The 22,563-nt window shown below is 52.7% G+C and carries 21 protein-coding genes; 11 read left to right on the forward strand and 10 right to left on the reverse strand.

Features of this window, described 5'->3' with window-relative positions:
- Nucleotides 1-100 precede the first annotated feature (100 nt).
- Both OGX83_RS10570 and cobO read left to right on the forward strand, forming a co-directional pair.
- Nucleotides 101-1,753 (forward strand): class I fumarate hydratase, encoded by a 1,653-nt coding sequence (locus OGX83_RS10570; RefSeq protein ID WP_060682560.1) that lies wholly within the window; start codon nt 101-103, stop codon nt 1,751-1,753.
- A gap of 9 nt (nt 1,754-1,762) precedes the next feature.
- On the forward strand, nt 1,763-2,365 hold the full coding sequence (gene cobO / locus OGX83_RS10575; protein ID WP_063940686.1) for a cob(I)yrinic acid a,c-diamide adenosyltransferase: 603 nt from the start codon (nt 1,763-1,765) through the stop codon (nt 2,363-2,365).
- 82 nt (nt 2,366-2,447) lie between these two features.
- Here cobO and OGX83_RS10580 read toward each other — a convergent pair whose 3' ends face one another.
- Complete coding sequence (locus tag OGX83_RS10580; RefSeq protein ID WP_003022936.1) at nt 2,448-3,350, reverse strand: LysR substrate-binding domain-containing protein; 903 nt, start codon at nt 3,348-3,350, stop codon at nt 2,448-2,450.
- A 405-nt stretch (nt 3,351-3,755) separates the two neighbouring features.
- Here OGX83_RS10580 and cobA point away from each other — a divergent pair, with 405 nt between their 5' ends.
- On the forward strand, nt 3,756-4,544 hold the full coding sequence (gene cobA / locus OGX83_RS10585; protein ID WP_234692227.1) for a uroporphyrinogen-III C-methyltransferase: 789 nt from the start codon (nt 3,756-3,758) through the stop codon (nt 4,542-4,544).
- Here the strand turns inward: cobA and OGX83_RS10590 are convergent.
- Entirely contained in the window at nt 4,523-5,416 is an 894-nt protein-coding gene (locus tag OGX83_RS10590; RefSeq protein ID WP_234692226.1) for a PocR ligand-binding domain-containing protein, read from the reverse strand. The two genes, cobA and OGX83_RS10590, sit on opposite strands and share 22 nt — an antisense overlap.
- Before the next feature lie 372 nt (nt 5,417-5,788).
- Here OGX83_RS10590 and otnK point away from each other — a divergent pair, with 372 nt between their 5' ends.
- Genes otnK through OGX83_RS10630 form a run of 8 tightly spaced genes read left to right on the forward strand, consistent with a single transcriptional unit; the run spans nt 5,789 to nt 12,543 of the window.
- Nucleotides 5,789-7,045, forward strand: coding sequence for a 3-oxo-tetronate kinase (gene otnK, locus OGX83_RS10595; protein ID WP_234692225.1), 1,257 nt, complete (start codon nt 5,789-5,791; stop codon nt 7,043-7,045).
- Complete coding sequence (otnC, locus tag OGX83_RS10600) at nt 7,042-7,686, forward strand: 3-oxo-tetronate 4-phosphate decarboxylase (protein ID WP_008784146.1); 645 nt, start codon at nt 7,042-7,044, stop codon at nt 7,684-7,686. Before otnK ends, otnC begins: the two co-directional genes overlap by 4 nt.
- 6 nt (nt 7,687-7,692) lie before the next feature.
- A complete protein-coding gene (locus OGX83_RS10605) occupies nt 7,693-8,502 on the forward strand; it encodes a DeoR/GlpR family DNA-binding transcription regulator (protein WP_172313033.1) in 810 nt (269 codons plus the stop codon).
- A complete protein-coding gene (locus OGX83_RS10610) occupies nt 8,483-9,259 on the forward strand; it encodes a hydroxypyruvate isomerase family protein (RefSeq protein ID WP_032942728.1) in 777 nt (258 codons plus the stop codon). Before OGX83_RS10605 ends, OGX83_RS10610 begins: the two co-directional genes overlap by 20 nt.
- 28 nt (nt 9,260-9,287) lie before the next feature.
- Complete coding sequence (locus OGX83_RS10615) at nt 9,288-10,100, forward strand: beta-keto acid cleavage family enzyme (protein WP_234692222.1); 813 nt, start codon at nt 9,288-9,290, stop codon at nt 10,098-10,100.
- Between the two features lie 21 nt (nt 10,101-10,121).
- A complete protein-coding gene (locus OGX83_RS10620) occupies nt 10,122-11,468 on the forward strand; it encodes a bile acid:sodium symporter family protein (protein WP_286588013.1) in 1,347 nt (448 codons plus the stop codon).
- 5 nt (nt 11,469-11,473) lie between these two features.
- A complete protein-coding gene (locus OGX83_RS10625) occupies nt 11,474-11,893 on the forward strand; it encodes a GlcG/HbpS family heme-binding protein (protein ID WP_060682564.1) in 420 nt (139 codons plus the stop codon).
- Nucleotides 11,890-12,543 (forward strand): aspartate/glutamate racemase family protein, encoded by a 654-nt coding sequence (locus OGX83_RS10630; protein WP_032942725.1) that lies wholly within the window; start codon nt 11,890-11,892, stop codon nt 12,541-12,543. The genes OGX83_RS10625 and OGX83_RS10630 overlap by 4 nt, the downstream gene beginning before the upstream one ends.
- 97 nt (nt 12,544-12,640) lie before the next feature.
- On the opposite strand, the gene sucD is transcribed toward OGX83_RS10630, so the two are convergent.
- From sucD to sdhC, 8 genes are all read right to left on the reverse strand, one after another.
- On the reverse strand, nt 12,641-13,510 hold the full coding sequence (gene sucD, locus OGX83_RS10635; RefSeq protein ID WP_003022929.1) for a succinate--CoA ligase subunit alpha: 870 nt from the start codon (nt 13,508-13,510) through the stop codon (nt 12,641-12,643).
- Nucleotides 13,510-14,676, reverse strand: coding sequence for an ADP-forming succinate--CoA ligase subunit beta (gene sucC, locus OGX83_RS10640; RefSeq protein WP_003022927.1), 1,167 nt, complete (start codon nt 14,674-14,676; stop codon nt 13,510-13,512). The genes sucD and sucC overlap by 1 nt, the downstream gene beginning before the upstream one ends.
- 90 nt (nt 14,677-14,766) lie before the next feature.
- Entirely contained in the window at nt 14,767-15,990 is a 1,224-nt protein-coding gene (gene odhB, locus OGX83_RS10645; RefSeq protein ID WP_003022925.1) for a 2-oxoglutarate dehydrogenase complex dihydrolipoyllysine-residue succinyltransferase, read from the reverse strand.
- A gap of 14 nt (nt 15,991-16,004) precedes the next feature.
- Nucleotides 16,005-18,806: a 2-oxoglutarate dehydrogenase E1 component gene (gene sucA, locus OGX83_RS10650; protein ID WP_003831411.1), complete on the reverse strand. Its 2,802-nt coding sequence runs from the start codon at nt 18,804-18,806 to the stop codon at nt 16,005-16,007.
- A gap of 350 nt (nt 18,807-19,156) precedes the next feature.
- Nucleotides 19,157-19,873, reverse strand: a complete 717-nt coding sequence (gene sdhB / locus OGX83_RS10655) for a succinate dehydrogenase iron-sulfur subunit SdhB (protein ID WP_003022921.1) — start codon at nt 19,871-19,873, stop codon at nt 19,157-19,159.
- A 15-nt stretch (nt 19,874-19,888) separates the two neighbouring features.
- A complete protein-coding gene (gene sdhA / locus OGX83_RS10660) occupies nt 19,889-21,655 on the reverse strand; it encodes a succinate dehydrogenase flavoprotein subunit (protein ID WP_003831409.1) in 1,767 nt (588 codons plus the stop codon).
- Entirely contained in the window at nt 21,655-22,002 is a 348-nt protein-coding gene (gene sdhD / locus OGX83_RS10665) for a succinate dehydrogenase membrane anchor subunit (protein WP_003831408.1), read from the reverse strand. Before sdhD ends, sdhA begins: the two co-directional genes overlap by 1 nt.
- Entirely contained in the window at nt 21,996-22,400 is a 405-nt protein-coding gene (sdhC, locus tag OGX83_RS10670; RefSeq protein ID WP_003831406.1) for a succinate dehydrogenase cytochrome b556 subunit, read from the reverse strand. The genes sdhD and sdhC overlap by 7 nt, the downstream gene beginning before the upstream one ends.
- Between the last annotated feature and the right edge of the window lie 163 nt (nt 22,401-22,563).

The raw sequence follows: 22,563 nt of genomic DNA on the forward strand, positions 1-22,563 counted from the left end.
GGATGGCGCTTCGCTTATCCGACCTACACCAATGCGTTAATCGTAGGCCGGATAAGCGAAGCGCCATTCGGTAAACAACACGAAGAGGTGAGAAGTAAACATGTCTAAACCATTTGTCTGGCAGGAACTCTTTGTTCAGAGTAAAGATAGTACCGAGTATGAATTACTTAGTAACCAGCACGTTACGGTAACGGAGTTAGACGGAGAGGAAGTGATCAAGGTTGCACCGGAAGCGTTAACCTTGTTAGCACAGCAGGCGTTTTATGAGGCTTCATTTTTCCTGCGCGCCGGACATTTAAAACAGATTGCCAGCATTTTGCACGACCCACAGGCCAGCAGTAACGATAAGTACGTCGCATTGCAGCTGCTGCGCAATGCAGAGGTTTCAGCTAAAGGCGTACTGCCCAACTGCCAGGATACCGGGACGGCAACCATTGTGGCCAGCAAAGGACAACATGTCTGGACCGGCGGCGATGACGCAGAAGCATTAAGCAAAGGCGTGTATTCCACCTTTACCGAAAACAACCTGCGTTACTCGCAAAATGCCCCGCTGGATATGTATACCGAGGTCAATACCCAGACCAACCTGCCCGCACAAATCGATATTAGCGCCACCCCAGGTAACGAATACCGTTTCCTGTTCGTCAATAAAGGTGGCGGCTCAGCTAACAAAGCGGCGCTGTACCAGGAAACCAAATCCATTCTACAACCGGAAAAACTCACTGCGTTCCTGATCGAAAAAATGAAATCACTGGGTACTGCCGCTTGTCCGCCGTATCACATCGCTTTTGTGGTTGGGGGCTTATCCGCCGACCAGGCGCTGAAAGTCGCCAAACTGGCTTCAACCAAATATTACGATAATCTACCCACCAGCGGGAACGAGCTGGGCCAGGCGTTCCGTGATACGGCGCTGGAAGCCGAGTTGCTCAATGCCAGCCGCGAGTTTGGCATCGGGGCGCAGTTTGGCGGCAAATACTTTGCCCACGATATCCGCGTAATTCGCTTACCGCGCCACGGCGGCTCTTGCCCAATCGCGATGGCCCTCTCCTGCTCTGCCGACCGTAACATTAAGGCCAAAATTAATAAACACGGAATCTGGCTGGAGAAACTCGAGCATAATCCGGGCAAATTCATTCCTGATTCACAGCGAGTAGAAAACGGCGCTCAGACCGTACAACTGGATCTGAACCGTCCGCTGCGTGACATCCTGCATGACCTTTCCGCTCTGCCCATTGGTACACGCCTGTCGTTAAGCGGCCCGATTGTTGTCGCTCGCGATATCGCCCACGCGAACATCAAAGCGCGACTGGATAACGGCGAACCGATGCCGGAATACATGAAAAAGCATATCGTTTACTACGCGGGTCCCGCCAAAACCCCGGAAAATCAGGCCTGTGGCTCGATGGGGCCCACCACCGGCGGGCGCATGGATGGGTATGTCGATGCTTTCCAGGCACAAGGCGGCAGCCTCATTATGCTCACCAAGGGTAACCGCAGCCAGCAGGTCACTGATGCCTGTCAGAAACACGGTGGATTTAGCCTCGGCAGCATTGGCGGTGCAGCAGCCCTGTTGGCGCAGCAGTACGTGAAAAGCCTGCAGTGCCTTGAATATCCCGAACTGGGAATGGAAGCCGTATGGATGATGGAAGTTAAAAATATGCCGGCCTTCGTATTAGTGGATGACAAAGGCAATAACTTCTTTAGCCAGTTCGAGCAGCAGCATCGCTGCGCAACTTGTCCGGCAGGGCATTAAGGAGTTTCCATGGAAGCGCGCGCCAATAACGACAGACACCGTCAGCGTCAGCAGAAGCTGAAAGAGCAGGTTGATACCCGCGTAGCGGCGGCAACGGAGAAGAAAGGGATCCTGATTGTCTTCACCGGCAACGGAAAAGGAAAATCCACCGCAGCCTTTGGCACAGCAACGCGCGCAGTGGGTCACGGAAAAACCGTTGGCATCGCGCAGTTTATTAAGGGCCAGTGGGATAATGGCGAGTACAACACGCTGCAACCTCTCGGCGTCGAGTTCCATATTATGGGTACCGGATTTACCTGGGAAACCCAAAATCGGCAAGCAGATATCGAGGCGGCAACGGTTGTCTGGCAGGAAAGTAAGCGCATGCTGGCTGATGCGCATTACGATCTAGTGGTGCTGGATGAACTCACCTACATGCTTGCTTACCACTATCTGGATACCCAGGAGGTTATCAGCGCCATCGAAAATCGTCCTGCCGGTCAGAGCGTTATCGTCACAGGACGCGGATGCCATACGCTGTTACTGGAACTGGCCGATACGGTCAGTGAAATTCGCCCGGTCAAACACGCGTTTGACCGCGGTATTCAGGCACAGGTTGGGATCGACTGGTAGCCGTTCTTTTGCCGGATAACGATGCTAACGCGTCTTATCCGGCCTACCCATCGTTGTAGGCCTGATAAGGCGCAAGCCACCTTCAGGCAGCCGATACCACGGACTTACTGAGCAACCAGTTACGGAAAATCTGTAAATGCTCGGATTCCGATTTCTCTTCACGCCACGTCATAATAAATCGATTCCCGGTACGCATTGGAACATCGCAAGGAATGACCATATCACCGCTGTCCAGATCGTGCTGAATGGCAAAACGTGGGAGCAGCGCAACGCCCAGATTAGAACGGACCGCCGCGATCAGCATCGATAACAAATCAAATCTCGGACCTTTATTCACTAGCGGACTGCTGACATCTGACAGCGCAAACCACTCCTGCCACCCTTTGATGCGCGTGCTTTGGTGTAAGAGCGGAAATTCGTTTAGTAATTCGTTCACCGCCAGTTTTCGTTCCGGTTCGGCCAGCAAACAGCGACTGCAAACCGGCAGAATTTCCTCTTCAAACAGGTACTCAACCCCTGACCATGGCGAATAAAAGTCTTCGCGCATGATTGCCGCGTCATACTCTCGATTGAGAAAATCACCAATATTCGCCAGGGAATGAATGTTCACGATAATATCAGGATTAAGTTTGTTAAACTCACGCAGGTTTGGGATCAGCCAGTGCGTGCTGAACGTCGGATTCACCGCCAGCTCAATAACCTGTACCGTCGGCTGCCAGGTCATTATCGTCGTCGTATCTCGTTCAAGTTTATTTAACGTTTCTTTAACGATACTTAAATAGTGTTTGCCGGCCGCATTTAAGAAAATGCGTTTTTTGGCATGATTAAATAGCGCGGTATTGAGAAAATCCTCCAGTGCATTTACCTGGCGGAAAACAGCACTTTGTGTCAAAGCCAGCTCTTCAGCTGCCCGGGTATAACTTTCGTGACGCGCAACAACTTCAAAAGTTACCAGCAACTCCGTCTTGGGTATTTTTCCTCTCATAACCTCTTCCATATGCAGCGTACAAAAATAGTTTAATTTATAAAAAATAATTCAAGCTACCCAGATAAGCACCGAGAGTTATATTTTATTTCATCCATTAATGTCATTGATCCAATCCATGATTTACTCACACTGATGGCGGATAAATATTAACCAATAATACTCAAGAGCAGCAATAAACACAATTTAAATAAGGTTAAACCTAAGCAAATGGTGCCAATAAGTTCTTAATAATTTTTCAAGTTATCTTGTTTATTGCAGAAAAAACTTTGCGAGATTAATCAATATTATCAGTGCGATAATTTTGGATAATTTCACGTTATAACTTACGGGCAAACGACTGCTTTTTATCATTCCTTGATGTGGTTTCTGCCTTTTTTTGATCGATGTGATAAAGGACACAATGTGAAAACTTTCGGAAAGGTCTGGCTCGTTGGGGCAGGTCCCGGTGATATTTCATTACTTACCCTCAAAGCAATGATGTGCATTAAACAGGCTGATGTCATTATTTACGATCGGCTGGTCAATCCTAAAATTTTGGAATGGGCATTACCTGATTGTCTGCTTATCAATGTCGGCAAAAACCCGGGTTTCCATTGTGTACCGCAGGATGAAATCAATGCACTGCTTGTCCAGTATGCCCAAACGCACAATAATATTGTGCGTCTGAAAGGCGGCGATCCGTATGTTTTTGGACGCGGGGCTGAAGAAGTTGAAGATCTCGTCGAGACGGGCATCCCGTTTGAAGTGGTGCCGGGTATCAGCTCAACCATTGGTGGCCTGACCTATGCCGGGATTCCGGTAACACACCGCGATTTCGCCTCGGGATTTCACGTGGTAACCGGTCATTCGCGGGAGGGCAACCAACAGCAGGACTGGCGTCAGTTGGCGAACCTGAATGGTACGCTGGTTATCGTCATGGGTATCGCCAATCTGGCGTTTATCTGTGAGGAATTATTGATGGGTGGAAAATCAGCAGATACGCCTGCAGCGCTAATTATGTCCGCCACCCGGGATAACCAACGCCGACTGACCTGTACGCTCGGTTCACTACTGAGCAAGGCGCAGGAAGCTAACATCCTCCCCCCTGCGCTGATAGTGATTGGTGATGTGGTAACCCTGAGCGATCGGCTCTCTTTTATCCCTGAAGCCATCACGCTGCCAGAAAACCTTTACTGTGACAGTCTGGCATGACGAAAAGACTGGGGCGACGTTTGATGCGCCGCCCGGAAAACACGGCAAAAGTAACTGGTTTGTGCGTATTGGAGTTTCCGGGCAATGCTGTCTATTGAATGAACGGGATCGTGCAATAACTCCCCCGCTTTTTGCATTTTTTTCTGATTCACCCAGGTTTTAAAGTTAACGCCCTGCCGTTTCTTAAAAAAACGGCTGAAATAGTTTGCGCTTAAGCAAACGTGAGCTGCTACGGATTCCAGTGATAATTCACTATATAAATTCTCATCAATATAACGCAACGCTGCCAGAAGCTTTTTCTCGTGTCGGGAAGGCTCTGTAAAATAATGACGCATGTAACTGGTCGGCGGGATAACAAACTCATCAGGTTGTTGCTGTTCTGTCTCAAAATTATCAACAATAAAATTTAATAAATTAGCTGATGCCACCAGCGTATTATTATCGACTACCGCCACCTGACTCCATTCAGCTTTTATTTTTGGTTCATCCATCCATGAGTATTTATTATCAATAACGATGGTTTTATATTCCTGATATTTTGCCCGCACCTGCCCACAGAGCATAAAACCGTACAGATGCCCCTCGCGAATTAATGGCATAGAAAACAGACTTAGCCCTGCGTGGCAGCTGAGTATTCTGGGTTTAAGGTGTTTTAATCCTTCAAAAGCACAATATTTGTCACACCTTTGGCAACTCGTACAATAGCGTTCATCCGCCCGCATTAATGTGCAGAACGAATTAAAGTTATGGCAATCCGAGAGAGTTTTTCCGTTAACATCAACCACAACCGTGGCTAATCCAGTCGCACTGGAGAATACTTTTGCTATCGAGAAAAAACGTTGTAGATAATCATCCTGGGTTTTCAACGACACGGTATCCTCCGGCATTAATGAAATTAAAGCCGGTAATATGCAGAAATTAATCAAGAGAAAGAATGATGCTCACCGCAAAAAATAATCTCATTTATGCAGATGATTATGATCAATTGGCAAGAGAGTTAAAGCGACCTCGATAATACTCCGCTGCATACTACTGACTTCGCTTTCTCAAAGATTAACGAATCTTCACACTCTCTTGTGAGACTCTTTCCGCAACACCAAACATCTTTATCCATTATTTTCAATAGATTACTCATTTTTACTGTGAATCAATGATGTGCTTATTTGTGATAATCATCATGTGAATGTGAAAGTCCCTCCTGAATAATATGTTCAATTAGCAAACAATCTGAACGGAGTTGATCCATGGCCGTCACCACAGGCGTTATCGCCGACGATTTCACCGGCGCAACGGACATTGCAAGCTTTATGGCGCAGCAGGGGTGGCGCGTTGCACTCCTGCCCGGAATGCCTGATACCACTCAATGCTGGAATGAAGAGGTTGACGCTATCGTCATCTCGCTGAAAAGCCGCTCATTACCCGCAGAACAGGCCATCGCACAATCTCTGTCCTGTGCCCGCTGGCTGAAACAAAAGGCAGGTGTCCGCCAGATCTATTTTAAATATTGTTCGACGTTCGACTCCACGCCAACAGGCAACATTGGACCGGTCAGCGATGCGTTGATGAACGAGCTGCATACACCCGTGATCGTCCACTGCCCCGCCCTGCCGCAAAACGGGCGCACGGTGGTGCATGGCCATCTTTTTGTAAATGGCGTACTGCTTAACGAATCCGGGATGGAAAAGCATCCGCTTAATCCTATGACCGATGCCAGCCTGCCGCGCCTGCTGAGCGCGCAAACGCCAGGCAAGGTTAGTTGCATCAACCTCACGACGCTGCGTCAAGGTGTGGAAGCGGTCACTAACGCTCTGGCCCAACTTCAGGCTGAAGGTACGCGTCACGTTATCGTCGATACGCTGGATGAAGCAGATCTCACCACGCTGGCGCAGGCACTCCATGCCAGCCCTCTGTTAGCCGGGGGCTCCGGGCTCGGTGGCGCACTGGCCGCCTGCACCGGAACTCAGCAAACCATGCCGCTGGACGCTTTTCCACTACCTGCTAAAACGGTGGTGTTCTCCGGTAGCTGTTCTGCAATGAGTAATCGTCAGGTCAATCGCTATAAGGCCGCAGCAGCCTCTCGTGTACTCGACGTGGCCCGCTGCCTGTCTGATACAGAACGCTACACTGATGAACTGTGTGCCTGGGCGATGACGCATATCAACGACCCATTCGCGCCGATGATATACGCCACCCAGCCGCCAGACATACTCCAACGCATTCAACAAGAGTACGGCGAACAGGCTGCCAGCCAGGCGATCGAACACGCTTTTTCCCGACTGAGCGCAAAGCTACAAGTTGCAGGTGTAAACACCTTTATCGTCGCAGGCGGAGAAACATCCGGCACCGTGGTAGAGGCACTGCAGGTGAAGCGTCTGTCCGTTGGAAAAGCCATTGCGCCTGGCGTGCCGTGGGTATTTTCCTCCGGTCTGGCGCTGGCGCTGAAGTCAGGCAACTTTGGTGACGAAGATTTCTTTTTTACAGCCCAGGAGTACGCATTATGAATCCGGTGAGTGAACACCAACTACGCGAACTACTCGTCCACTATGGCCGTTCCTTGTTTATGCGTGGTTACAGCAGCGGCGGCTCCGGCAACCTCAGCGTCAAATTGCCGGATGGCGGCTATCTGGTGACCCCGACCAACTCCTGCCTGGGTGAGCTTGATCCTGCCACGCTAAGTAGGCTGGATGCCAACGGCGTGCATCTTAGCGGCGACAAACCGTCAAAAGAGGTGCCCATGCATCTGGCGTGGTATCGGCATCGGCCATCCTGCGGCGCGGTTGTGCACCTGCATTCTCCATGGCTGACCGCGCTCTCCTGTCTGCCTTGCTCTACGCCAGAAAACTGTCTACCGCCACTAACGCCATACTATGTGATGCGCGTCGGACAGCTACCGCTGCTGCCTTATTTCAAGCCCGGCCATGAAGGCATTGCCAGCGCATTGAGTGAAATCGCGGCAGATCATACGGCTGCGTTGCTGGCCAATCACGGGCCGGTAGTAAGCGGTCGCTCGCTGCGTGAGGCGGTGTTTAACGCCGAGGAACTGGAAGACAGCGCCCGCATCTGGCTGACATTAAAACCGCTCGGCTATGTTCCGCTCTCAGAAGAGGCGGTGGCCGAACTTGAACATTCCCGGCAAGCGTGAGGTGACATGATGATCCCCGAGCAACGACGTGATTTTATCTACCGCTATGTGCACGAAAAGAATGCCGCCTCATTTAATGAACTGGCAGATCTAATGAGCGTGTCGCATATGACCGTACGTCGCGACATTCAGTTGCTGGAAGAAGAAGGCAAAGTTATCGCCATTAACGGCGGCGTGAAGCTCAATAACCTGCTGAAATCCGAACTGCCGTGGCGGGAAAAAGCCGAGTTGAATCATGATGTGAAGCGCAAAATGGGCCAGCTCGCCGCAATGCTCATTGAGCCCGGACAAACGCTGTATCTGGATGCCGGAACGTCGTTGTTTGAAGTGGCGAAAGCGGTGGCCGCCAGCCACTGTTTCAATCTGACGGTCGTCACCAACGATTTTTCCATCAGCCACTATCTGATGGATATGCCACACATTACGCTCTATCACACCGGCGGTCTGGTGGATCAGCGTAACCGCTCATGTCTTGGCAAAAGCGCCGCCAGTTTTCTGCGCACCATTAATATTGATGTGGCGTTTCTCAGTTCATCGTCGTGGGATACCGAGCGCGGCATGTCGACACCGAGTGAAGGGAAAGCCTCGGTCAAAGAAGCGGTACTCACCGTCTCCCGGCGTCGGGTGCTGGTCTGCGACAGCAGTAAGTTTGGCAAATACGGCATGTTCCACATCTGTGGGCTGGAGCAGTTAACCGACATTATTTCTGATAACCGGTTACCGGAAAATGCGCAGCAGACTATTGCCAGCCAGGGCGTTAAGCTGCATCTGGTTGATGGCCGGGAGGGTGCACGCCATGCTGAAGTTAGCGGCTAACCTCGACTGGTTATTTACTGATTTACCGATAGAGGGTCGATTTCAGGCGGCAAAAGCAGCCGGTTTTCGCGGCGTAGAAGGGCTGTTTCTCTGGCAGCACCCGCTGGAGCATTTGCGGGCCGCTCAGCGGGAAACATCTCTGCCGGTGGTGCTGATGAACGCCCCGGCTGGCAACTGGGCACAGGGTGAACGGGGACTCGCTGCATTGCCCGGTCGAGACCAGGAATTTCATCACAGCCTGAACGTGGCGCGAGATTACGCCACGGCGCTGGGCTGTCGCCGGGTTCACGTTATGTCCGGCTTGCGCTGCAATGACCTGACGCTGCACGCCCAGCGCGACCTCCTGACGAATCGACTGCGCATCGCCTGCGATGTGATGGCAGACGCGGAAATCGATGTACTGATTGAACCATTAAATTCGCAGGATATGCCCGGTTATTTTATTGACAGTTTCCCGCTGGCTGAATCTATCATTCACGAGGTTGGTAAGAAGAATATCGGCTTACAGTTTGATATTTACCACTGTCAGAAAACTCATGGCAACGTGGCGAAAAATATCGAACGCTATTTTACCCTTATTAAACATTTTCAAATCGCTTCTGTTCCTTATCGCCATGAACCAGGAACCGGGGAGTTAAATGAAGCATGGCTATTTAATTTTATAAGAAAAATGAATTACCAGGACTGGATTGGCTGTGAATATCAACCGTCAACATCAGGGCCGGAATCATTACGCTGGATAACGCCTTACCTATAATTTTAATATCTCTGTACCGGAGGAAAAAATGTCGGATACTGTTATTATTTCGCTGGCACCCGTTGCCGCGGATTGCCCCAGAGTTATACCCGAAGAACTGGCGCAGGAAATACTCGCCAGCGTAGAACATGGCGCGTCCATCGTCCATTTACACGTTCGCGATAAACAGGGACGCCTGACGCCAGATACTACCGACTTTCAGGCAACAATTGACCGCGTTATGCGCCATTCAAACCTGATTATTCAGGCTTCTACCGGCGGCGTCTCTTCGATGTCCATCGCCGAGCGCTGCGCGCCACTGGCCTGCCCTGGCGTGGAGATGGCCTCGCTGAACGTCGGTTCCGTTAACCTCGGTGATGCGGTGTATTTTAATCCCGGTCCGGACGTGGAATATTGTTCACGGCAAATAACTGAACGCAATATTATTCCAGAGTTTGAAGTTTTTGAAATCGGCATGATTAATAACATCCTGAACCTTGAAGATAAAATAAACTTTCAAAGACCTATGCTCTTTAATATCGTTCTTGGTCACCGCGGCAGTACGCCTGCAACCGTTGATGCATTAATTGCTCTGCGTAGCATGATCCCACGCGACGCCTTATGGGGAATTACTCATTTTGGCAGAAGGAATTTCGATATTATCGCTGCCGCGGTCGCTATGGGTGCCAGTGAAGTGCGAATCGGCTATGAAGATAGTTATTATTTAAGCGCCGAAGAAAAAGCGCAGCATAATTATCAGCAGGTAGCCAAACTCGCTACGCTCATTCGCAGTATGGATAAAAAAGTTGCTACGCCGGAAATTGCGCGGCGCATGTTATCTATTCCACCCCGGCAGCAATAACAACAGCAAGGACATTTCAACATGACTATGACCACTGTTATTCACAAAACCGGACTCGGCGTCAGCGTTGCGGGCGTGGTGCTGGCGATTATCGGCGCGCTCATCCAGTCCACGGCTCTGTGGCAGCCGGGGCTGGTGATGTTCACCGTCGGATTCGCCGCCGGTGCAGGCTACTGGCCTGGTTTACGCAGCTATCAGTTTACGCTGTGGATCATCGCTGGTTTTGTTGCCGCCATGACCTGGTCTACGGATCTGATCGTCTGGGGCGGTTTCAATATCACTCATAAATGGATCGTGTTCCTTGTGATTCAGGCCACCATGTTCAGCATGGGCACCAAGCTAACGATCCAGGATTTTATTGATGTCGCCAAAATGCCGTGGGCAGTTTTTATCGGTACCTTCTGCCATTTCGTGATCATGCCCCTGCTCGGCCTGAGCATTACCCTGCTCTTTGATTTTCCGCCTGAAGTGGCGGTGGGCATTTTGTTGATTGGCGCTTGCCCCAGCGGTCTCTCGTCGACGGTGATGGTTTACATCGCCAACGCCAACCTCGCGCTGGCGGTGTCAATCGCCGCAGTCTCAACGCTGGCGGCAACGGTAATGACTCCACTGTGGGTTAATCTGCTGGCGGGTTCGATGATCGATATCCAGCTCACCGCGATGGTGATGGACGTGGTGAAAATCGTATTAATTCCCATCGGCGCAGCAATTCTGCATGACTATCTGAAAACCTATGCAGGCGTGCGCGGACGCCGTGTTGTCCAGATGCTGGCCGGGATCGGCGCAATTTGGCTGCTGTATATGATTGCCGGCGGCTGGGACGCGCTGTTTGGTCATGCCAGCGCCGAAGCGCAGATGTACGCGGTGGTCCTCAACTTCGTAGCAGGCGGCCTCGTTTGGGCATTGTTCTACAACTGGCTGTATGGCCGCGTGGCGGGCGTGAAGAAGGTCATGCCAACCATCTCAATGATGGGGATCATTTTCTTTACCACCACCGCCGCCGCCGCCGGGCGCGACAACCTGGTGCAGGTCGGTTTCCTGCTCTGCTTCGCCATGTTGATGCATAACCTCGGCGGCTTCCTGATTGGTTATCTGATGAGCCGCTGGATCTTCCGCATGGACGTGCAGTCTGCCCGTACCGTGGCCTTTGAAGTCGGCCTGCAAAACGGCGGTATGGCGTCAGGGCTTGCCGCCGCAATGGGCAAACTGGCAACGGTTGGACTCGCCTCAGCGGTGATGACACCGCTGGGTAACGTTAGCGGCTCGCTGCTCGCCAACTACTGGCGCAAAAAAGACGCCAGACAGGCGCAGGTAGCAGCAGCCAAAGATCCCGTTCAACCTGCTTGCGAAAATCTGTCGAAAGGATAAACACGATGACAACTCTCACTCTGGGACAGGCCCTGCGCGCCGTAACCTGTGCGCTCGAACTCGCCGAAACACGTTATGCAAATCGCCCGTTAAGCGTGGCCGTATGCGATGCCAATGGAGAACTGCTCAGCTTTGCGCGGATGGATAACGCCAAACTGTTAACCATCGAGTTAACCCAGCGTAAAGCGCGCACCAGCAGCCGCCTGGGCTGCACCACGCAGGCATTTTTACAGCGTCTGCAAAAAGAGCAACTGGATATTAGCTATTTTGCCGATCCGCGTTTTACGGCGCTGCCGGGCGGGATCCCGATTCTGCACCAGGGGAAATGCCTTGGAGCCGTCGCGGTGGGCGGTTTATCCGCGCAGGAAGATCATGATGCGGCGCTGTCCGTCGCAGAAATATTACTTAAGGAGATTGCCCAATGAAAAAGGTCGCCATGCTGCATACCAGTGCAGCCACCCTTGCAATGATGCAACAGCTGATCGCCGACATTATGCCGGAAGTGGAAGTGATGCATCTGGTCGAGGAGTCGATGATTAAACAGGTGATGAAAGCCGGAGGCGTATCACCAAATATTGCCGCCCGCATCGCCGACTATGTGCATATTGCTGAAAAGGCGGACTGCGATATCTTTATTACCGCCTGCTCTTCAATTGGTACTGCGGTGGAGCAATGCCAGTTTATGACTCCACTCCAGCTCGCGCGCATTGACTGCGCGATGGTGGAAGAGGCGATTGGAAAAGGCGAGCGGATCGCCGTGTTGGCAACTGTGGCAACCACGCTGAAGCCAACGCTGGATTACGTCCAGCGTAAAGTTCAGCAAAGCGGTAAATCACGAACCATTACGCCTGTATTAATGGAGGATGCATTCCACGCGCTGCTGGCGGGAGATATGGATACCCATGACCGTATCGTCAGTGAAGGGTTACAGAGCGCCTTTACCCAGGCGGATGTCGTGATGCTGGCGCAGGCTTCGATGGCGCGCGTTTTACAACAGCTCCCTTCCCCGCCGGTGCCGGTAATGACCTCACCGGAAAGCGGAATTCGCTGGTTGAAAACGCTGGCTGAACGGTAAATTCCCGGCAAAAAAAAGGCCATCATCAGATGGCCAACCATGTCGAAACGGGACCAGCCCTTGACTATGCAGAGAGTCAGGGCTGTTTTTTTATTTCTTACTTAATAACGGTTTTCAGCGCTTCGCCGATATCGGCCAGGCTACGGACAGTTTTCACGCCTGCAGCTTCCAGCGCAGCGAATTTCTCATCCGCTGTACCTTTACCACCCGCGATAATCGCACCCGCGTGACCCATACGCTTACCTTTCGGCGCAGTCACACCCGCGATGTAACCCACAACCGGCTTGGTCACATGATCTTTAATATAAGCAGCTGCTTCTTCTTCCGCGCTACCGCCGATCTCACCGATCATGACGATCGCTTCAGTCTGCGGATCTTCCTGGAACAGCTTCAGGATGTCGATGAAGTTAGAGCCAGGGATCGGGTCGCCGCCGATGCCCACACAGGTAGACTGGCCGAAACCGTAGTCGGTGGTCTGCTTAACCGCTTCATAGGTCAGGGTACCTGAACGGGAAACGATACCCACTTTACCCGGCTTGTGAATGTGGCCCGGCATGATACCGATTTTACATTCACCTGGAGTGATAACGCCTGGGCAGTTCGGGCCGATCATGCGTACGCCAGCTTCATCCAGCTTCACTTTCACGGTCAGCATATCCAGCGTAGGGATACCTTCGGTGATGGTGATGATAAGCTTGATGCCTGCATCGATTGCTTCCAGAATGGAATCTTTGCAGAACGGCGCCGGAACGTAGATAACGGTGGCAGTTGCGCCGGTCGCTTCTACCGCTTCACGTACGGTGTTGAATACTGGCAGACCCAGATGCGTGGTGCCGCCTTTGCCCGGCGTAACGCCACCGACCATTTGCGTACCGTAAGCGATCGCTTGTTCGGAGTGGAATGTCCCCTGGCTACCGGTGAAGCCCTGGCAGATAACCTTGGTATCTTTATTAATTAAAACTGACATTATTTCCCCTCCACTGCGGCAACAACCTGCTGAGCTGCATCCGTCAGACTTTTCGCTGCAATAATATTCAGGCCGCTATCAGCCAGTTTTTTCGCGCCGAGTTCAGCGTTGTTACCTTCCAGACGTACCACGACCGGAACGTTTACACCTACTTCTGCTACCGCGCCGATGATACCGTCAGCGATCAGATCGCAACGTACGATACCGCCGAAGATGTTAACCAGTACGGCTTTAACATTGTCATCAGAGAGGATAATTTTGAACGCTTCGGTTACACGCTCTTTGGTCGCACCGCCGCCAACGTCGAGGAAGTTAGCCGGTTCGCCGCCGTGCAGCTTAACGATGTCCATGGTGCCCATTGCCAGGCCCGCACCGTTAACCATACAACCGATGTTACCGTCCAGTGCGACGTAGTTCAGTTCCCACTGTGCAGCCTGCGCTTCACGCGGATCTTCCTGAGACTGGTCGCGCATTTCGCGCAGATCAGCCTGGCGGAACAGTGCGTTGCCGTCAGCGCCCAGTTTGCCGTCGAGGCAGATCAGATCACCCTGTTTGGTCACAACCAGCGGGTTGATTTCGATCAGCGCCAGATCGCGCTCCAGGAAGATAGTCGCCAGACCCATGAAGATCTTGGTGAACTGCTGAACCTGTTTACCTTCCAGACCCAGTTTGAACGCCAGCTCACGACCCTGGTAAGGCATCGGGCCTGCCAGCGGATCGAGCGCCACTTTGTGGATCAGGTGCGGGGTTTCTTCCGCTACTTTTTCGATTTCCACGCCGCCTTCGGTAGAGGCCATGAAGACCACGCGACGGGAGCTACGGTCAACAACTGCGCCGAGGTAAAGTTCTTTACCAATGTCGGTCGCGGCTTCAACCAGAATCTGATTTACCGGTTGGCCATGAGCATCTGTCTGGTAAGTGACCAGACGTTTACCCAGCCAGTGTTCAGCAAAAGCGCGAATGTCTTCTTTGCTGTTTACCACCTTCACACCGCCCGCTTTACCACGGCCACCAGCGTGAACCTGACATTTCACTACCCACGGGCCAGCGCCGATTTTAGATGCAGCTTCTTCGGCTTCACGCGGAGTAGTACAGGCATAACCCACCGGTGCCGGTAAGCCATAGCGGGCAAAAAGTTGTTTTGCCTGATATTCATGTAAGTTCATGTGTTCTGTCCATCCTTCAGGTAATCGTTATCTTTTACCCGTAGGTCTGATAAGCGTCCAGACCTACGGGGCAGGTGATACTCTTATTAACTACACGTCCAGCAGCAGACGCGTTGGATCTTCCAGCAACTCTTTAATGGTTACCAGGAAGCCTACTGACTCACGACCATCGATCAGACGGTGGTCATAAGACAGCGCCAGATACATCATCGGCAGGATTTCAACCTTGCCGTCTACCGCCATCGGACGATCTTTGATGGCATGCATACCCAGGATGGCGCTCTGCGGTGGGTTGATGATCGGCGTGGACATCAGGGAACCGAACACACCACCGTTAGTGATGGTGAAGTTACCACCCGTCAGATCTTCGACCGTCAACTTGCCGTCGCGACCTTTAACTGCCAGTTCTTTAATATTCTTCTCAATGTCAGCCATACCCAGCAGATCCACATCACGCAGGACCGGCGTGACCAGGCCACGCGGCGTGGAGACCGCCATGCTGACATCAAAGTAGTTGTGGTAAACCACGTCATCGCCGTCGATGGACGCGTTCACTTCCGGATAGCGTTTCAGCGCTTCAACAACCGCTTTCACGTAGAAAGACATAAAGCCCAGACGGATACCGTGGCGTTTCTCGAACGCATCACCGTATTGCTTACGCAGGTCCATGATTGGCTTCATGTTGACTTCGTTGAACGTGGTCAGCATGGCGGTAGAATTTTTCGCTTCCAGCAGACGCTCGGCTACGCGTTTGCGCAGACGGGTCATCGGAACACGTTTTTCGCCACGCGCGCCCAGTTGAGCCTGCGGTGCAGGCGCTGCAGCCGGCGCTTTTGCTTCGGCTTTCGCAGCCGGAGCTTTCGCCAGATGTTTTTCAACATCTTCACGGGTGATACGACCGCCGACACCGGTGCCGTTGATAGCGCTGGCTTCGAGGTTATGCTCACCCAGCAGGCGACGGATCGCCGGGCTCAGGGCATCGTTGTTCTGCTCAGCAAGAGACGCCTGCTGGCGCTGTGCCGGAGTAGAATCTTTCTCTTCAGACTTAGCACTGGTTTCTTTACCGGTGCTGTTGCCTTCACGCAGGCGACCGAGGATCTGGCGAGAAGTGACGGTTGTCCCTTCATCTTCCAGAACCGCATCAAGAATACCGTCCGCTGATGCCGGTACTTCCAGTACCACTTTGTCAGTTTCGATTTCTACCAGTACTTCATCACGACGTACTGCATCGCCCGGTTTTTTGTGCCAGGTTGCAACCGTTGCATCCGCTACGGATTCAGGCAGGTCGGGAACAAGAATATCTACGCTACTCATTATTTATCCTTTATTTAATCGACGTTCAGCGCGTCATTTACCAGATCTTGTTGCTGCTTCTGGTGAACGGACATATACCCTACTGCCGGAGAGGCAGAGGCCGGGCGACCTGCATAACGCAGAGCTGACCCAAATGGAATTACTTCACGGAAATGATGCTGGCTGCAGTACCATGCGCCCTGGTTGAGCGGCTCTTCCTGGCACCAGACAAAATCATGTACGTGAGCAAATGGTTTCAGCGCTTCCTGCACCGCTTTATGCGGGAACGGATAGAGCTGTTCGATGCGCACAATGGCGACATCTTTTTGGTCGTTCTTGCGGCGTTGCTCCAGCAGGTCGTAATAAACCTTACCAGAACACATCACGACACGCTTCACGCCTTTAGGATCAAGTTCATCTACTTCGCCAATGGCTGGCAGGAAAGTACCATTTGCCAGTTCGTCCAGCGTAGACACCGCCAGCGGATGACGCAGCAGCGACTTCGGTGACATCACCACCAGCGGACGACGCATACCGCGCAGCGCCTGACGACGCAGCATGTGGTAAACCTGCGCCGGGGTAGACGGGACGCAAACCTGCATGTTTTGTTCAGCGCAAAGTTGCAGATAACGTTCCAGACGCGCGGAGGAGTGCTCCGGACCCTGACCTTCATAGCCGTGCGGCAGCAGCATAACCAGACCACACATACGGCCCCATTTCTGCTCGCCGGAAGAGATGAACTGGTCGATAACGACCTGTGCACCGTTAGCGAAGTCACCGAACTGTGCTTCCCAGATGGTTAGCGTGCGCGGTTCTGCTGTGGCATAACCGTACTCGAACGCCAGCACGGCTTCTTCAGACAGCACGGAGTCCCATACGCGGAAGGTGCCTTGTCCGTTATGCACATGCTGCAGCGGCGTGTAGGTTGAACCGTTCGCCTGGTTATGAATCACCGCGTGACGGTGGAAGAAGGTTCCGCGACCGGAGTCTTCACCCGACAGACGGACCGGAATGCCTTCGTCAACCAGCGTGGCGTAAGCCAGATTCTCTGCACCACCCCAGTCAAACAGCTTCTCGCCTGCGGCCATGGCCTGGCGGTCGCCGTAAATCTTGGCAACACGCGACTGCATTTCAACCGCTTCAGGTACGGTGCTGATGCGTTTTGCCAGCTCCTGCAGACGCTTCATCTCAACTTTGTTCGGGTAGTTTTCATCCCATTCGTGGTTGAGGTACGGCGACCAGGTGAAGGAGTGCATGTTCATTGGACGCCACTCTTTCACTACGCATTCGCCAGCATCCAGCGCGTCACGGTACAGATTGACCATCTCGGTCGCATCTTCCAGCGTGGCGACCTTGTCCGCTTCCAGCTTATCAGCGTAGATTTTGCGCGGGGTCGGATGCTTTTTGATTTTCTGATACATCAGCGGCTGGGTTGCGCTCGGCTCGTCGGCTTCGTTGTGGCCGTGACGGCGGTAGCACACCAGATCGATAAAGACATCGCGTTTAAAGGTATTACGGAAATCCAGCGCCAGGCGGGTCACGAAAGCGACCGCTTCCGGGTCATCCGCGTTCACGTGGAAAATCGGCGCCTGAACCATCTTACCGATGTCGGTACAGTACGGTGTAGAACGCGCATCCAGCGGGTTAGACGTAGTGAAGCCCACCTGGTTGTTGATAACGATGCGAACGGTACCGCCCACTTCGTAACCACGCGCTTTCGACATGTTCAGGGTTTCCTGAACCACGCCCTGCCCGGTAACTGCCGCATCACCGTGAATGGTGATTGGCAGGACTTTATTGCTGCTCGGCTCGTCCAGACGATCCAGACGCGCACGTACGGAACCGATAACCACCGGGCTAACGATTTCCAGGTGCGACGGGTTAAACGCCAGCGCCAGGTGCACCAGACCGCCTTCGGTTTCGATATCTGATGAGAAGCCCATGTGGTACTTCACGTCACCGGTGCCGAGGTGTTCTTTATGTTTGCCCGCAAATTCGTCGAACAGTTCCTGCGGGCGTTTGCCCAGTACGTTAACCAGAACGTTCAGACGACCACGGTGCGCCATGCCCAGTACCACTTCACGGGTACCGCTGTTACCGGCGTGGCGGATCATCTCTTTGAGCATTGGGATTAACGCATCGCCGCCTTCCAGCGAGAAGCGTTTCGCGCCCGGGAACTTAGCGCCCAGGTAGCGTTCCAGACCTTCTGCTGCGGTCAGTTCACTGAGGAAACGTTTTTTCTCTTCGCTACTGAATGCGGCACGGCCAGACTCGATACGCTGCTGAAGCCAACGTTTTTCTTCGGTGCTGGTGATGTGCATATACTCGGCGCCAATTGGGCCGCAGTAGGTTTGTTTCAGCGCAACAACCAGGTCGCTCAGCTTCATCGTGTCTTTGCCGCCGGCAAAAGAACCTACGTTAAAGCTTTCCTGGAAATCCGCATCGGTCAGATCGTGGAAAGACGGGTCCAGATCGGCCACATTTTCTTGCTGCCACAGTCCCAGCGGATCAAGATTCGCATGCTGATGACCGCGGAAACGATAGGCGTTAATGAGCTGCAGGACTTTAACCTGCTTCACATTGGCATCAGGGTCGGAAATAGAAGAAGAGTAACGTGGGGTAATCAACGCCTGTCGACGGAAATAATCACGTGTTTTTGAGTGAAGTTGATCCGGTTTGACTCCGGTACCAGGTAACTGCTGGAACGTCGAACGCCAGTTAGCATCTACCGAGTCAGGGTCGGTTAAGAAGTCTTCATAGAGCTGTTCTATCCAGCTCTGGTTAGAACCAGAGAGGTAAGAAGAGTCCAACCAGGCTTTCAAAGCGCTGTTCTGCATCGTGATCCCTTAAGCATTTGTATGCTTACTTCGCCGTGGATACTACCACGCACACCGATGTGCGTGCCGGGGTTCACTTGTTGCGGACTGTCGTGTCATCTGCGTCCGCTAAGGAACCTTTAAAAACTGTCTAATAATGTGGCAGTTTTTAGAGGTTTCCTGCACTTAAATTGCCTGATGGCGCTTCGCTAATCAGGCCTACAAGGTACGTAACCCGTAGGCCGGATAAGACGCTACGTCGCCATCCGGCAACCATTGCCTGATGGCGCTTCGCCTATCAGACCTACAAGGTACATAACCCGTAGGCCGGATAAGACGCTACGTCGCCATCCGACAACCACTACAACTACTTACGCACTACGTTTGAGCAGCATCGACTTAATATGGCCGATGGCGCGCGTCGGGTTCAGTCCTTTCGGACATACGCTGACGCAGTTCATGATGCTATGGCAGCGGAATACGCTGAAAGCGTCACTTAAACCTTCCAGGCGGCTGTCGGTCTCGGTATCGCGGCTATCAATTAAGAAGCGATACGCTGCCAGCAGGCCTGCCGGGCCAATAAATTTGTCCGGGTTCCACCAGAATGATGGGCAGGACGTTGAGCAGCATGCACACAAAATACATTCATACAGCCCATCGAGCTTCTCACGCTGCTCTGGCATTTGTAAATGCTCACGAGCTGGCGGATTTTTCCCATTATTCAACAAGTAAGGCTTAATCTTCTCATACTGTGCGTAGAATTGCCCCATGTCTACCACCAAATCGCGCACAACCGGTAAACCCGGCAGCGGGCGAATGACAATTTTTTTGCCCGGCTGATTCAGCGCAGAAATAGGAGTGATACAGGCCAGTCCATTTTTGCCGTTCATGTTCAGACCGTCGGAGCCACAAACCCCTTCACGGCAGGAGCGACGAAACGACAGCGACGGATCTTTTTCTTTCAGCTGCATCAATGCATCCAGCAGCATCATGTCGCGCCCTTCTTCCGCCTCCAGGGTGTAATCCTGCATGCGCGGAGCGTCGTCAACATCCGGGTTATAGCGATAAACTGAAAACTCGAGTTTCATTGTCCTGTCTCCGCATTAATAAGTACGAATCTTCGGCGGGAATGCCGGGCGCAGCTTCGGTTCCATATTGACTTGACGTCGCGTCATGGATTCCGACTCTGGCAGGTACAGGGAATGGCACAGCCAGTTTTCATCATCACGTTCCGGGAAGTCGAAGCGGCTATGCGCGCCACGGCTTTCGGTACGGAAGTTTGCAGATACTGCAGTGGCGTACGCGGTCTCCATCAGGTTATCCAACTCCAGACACTCAACGCGCTGGGTGTTGAACTCGCTGGAGGTATCGTCCAGACGGGCATTTTTCAGGCGTTCGCGGATCGCTTTCAGCTCTTCCAGACCTTTCGCCATCGCATCGCCTTCGCGGAATACCGAGAAGTTATGCTGCATACATTCTTGCAGCGCTTTGCGAATCGCCACCGGGTCTTCACCGTTACGGTTACCGTTCCAGCGGTTCAGACGCGCCAGAGAAGCGTCGATTTCATCTTCGGTCGCATCCAGCAGGTCACCCTGCTCAGCGATGGACTCCTGCAGATGCAGACCAACCGCACGACCAAATACTACCAGGTCCAGCAGCGAGTTGCCGCCCAGACGGTTGGCGCCGTGAACCGATACGCAGGCGATTTCGCCGACGGCAAACAGCCCAGGGATCACCACATCTTCGCCCTGCTCATTCACGGTCAACGCCTGGCCAGTTACTTTGGTCGGAATACCGCCCATCATATAGTGGCAGGTTGGGATAACCGGAATCGGCTCTTTGACCGGGTCAACGTGAGCAAAGGTACGGGACAGTTCGAGAATACCCGGCAGACGGGATTCCAGCACTTCTTTACCCAGGTGGTCGAGTTTCAGTTTGGCGTGCGGACCCCACGGGCCGTCGCAGCCGCGACCTTCGCGAATTTCGATCATGATGGAACGCGCCACCACGTCACGACCCGCCAGGTCTTTCGCATTCGGGGCATAACGCTCCATGAAGCGCTCGCCATGTTTGTTCAGCAGGTAGCCACCTTCACCACGGCAGCCTTCTGTTACCAGAACGCCTGCACCGGCGATACCGGTTGGGTGGAACTGCCACATCTCCATATCCTGCACCGGCACGCCAGCGCGGATAGCCATACCAACACCGTCACCGGTATTGATGTGGGCATTAGTAGTGGACTGATAAATACGGCCAGCACCGCCGGTGGCCAGCACGGTCGCACGGGCTTTGAAGTAAACCACTTCACCGGTTTCGATACACAGCGCGGTACAACCGACAACTGCGCCATCGGCGTTTTTCACCAGGTCCAGCGCATACCACTCGGAGAAGATGGTGGTATGGTTTTTCAGGTTCTGCTGATACAGCGTGTGCAACAGCGCATGACCGGTACGGTCGGCCGCTGCCGCAGTACGAGCCGCCTGCTCGCCGCCGAAGTTCTTCGACTGGCCGCCAAACGGACGTTGATAAATTGTGCCATTGTCGAGGCGAGAGAACGGCAGCCCCATGTGGTCCAGCTCCAGAATCGCTTCCGGACCGGTTTTACACATATATTCAATAGCGTCCTGGTCACCAATGTAGTCCGACCCTTTAACGGTGTCGTACATGTGCCATTCCCAGTTATCTTCATGGGTATTACCGAGCGCAACGGTGATGCCACCCTGCGCTGATACGGTATGGGAACGGGTTGGGAACACTTTGGAGAGCAGCGCACAGGTCTGACCGCTCTGGGAAATTTGCAGCGCCGCGCGCATACCTGCGCCGCCGGCACCAATCACAACAGCATCAAATTCTCTGACTGGCAGTTTCATTACACACCCCACACCACAACAAATCCATAAATGACGTAAACCACCAGCGCAACGACGATAGCCAGTTGCAGAATCAGGCGCACAGCCAGAGGTTTAACGTAGTCGGTCAACACCTGCCACATGCCAATCCAGGCATGAATCAAGATGGAGAAGAGTGCCAGCAGGGTGAAGACTTTGGTGAATGCCGATGAGAAGAAACCGGTCCAGACTTCATACGTCAGCTCGCCGCTGGTGGCGAAGAAACCGACCATATAGATGATGTATAACGTCAGAACGATAGCGGTAGCACGGACCAGAATGAAGTCATGTACGCCGTTGCGTCCTAATGCGGAGGCGTTGCTTACCATACGAGGACTCCTGCGAGAAGTGAAAGCACGACAATGATAACGAAACAAATTTTGGCGGAGCGTGTCCCTGCTTCGAGGGTTTCTTCGATATAGCCAAAATCCATCAACAGATGGCGAATGCCCATTACGGCGTGATATGCCAGCGCAATCAGGATCCCCCACAGAATTAACTCCACAAAGAAGTTATTCATAATGGATGACGCGGTGAGGAAACCTTCAGGGGAGGAAAGGCTGGTACCCAATAACCACAACAGAATCCCGACCGCCACAAAGGTGATCACTCCGGATACGCGATGGAGAATGGACGCTATCGCCGTGATTGGGAACCGGATCGTTTGCAGATCCAGATTGACAGGTCTTTGTTTTTTCACATTTCTTATCATGAATAACGCCCACATGCTGTTCTTATTATTCCCTTTAGACTTCGGGTACAGAAGATGAAGACACCTGTAGCCTGAAAGACGACGGGATTTCCTTCCTCCGGTCTGCGTGCGGGTCAGACAGCGTCCTTACTATAACTACGCGTCATATAAAACACTGCTTCCAGATGCTAAAACGACA

This window comes from Citrobacter sp. Cpo074 (assembly GCF_030332745.1).
Taxonomy (GTDB): Bacteria; Pseudomonadota; Gammaproteobacteria; order Enterobacterales; family Enterobacteriaceae; genus Citrobacter; species Citrobacter portucalensis.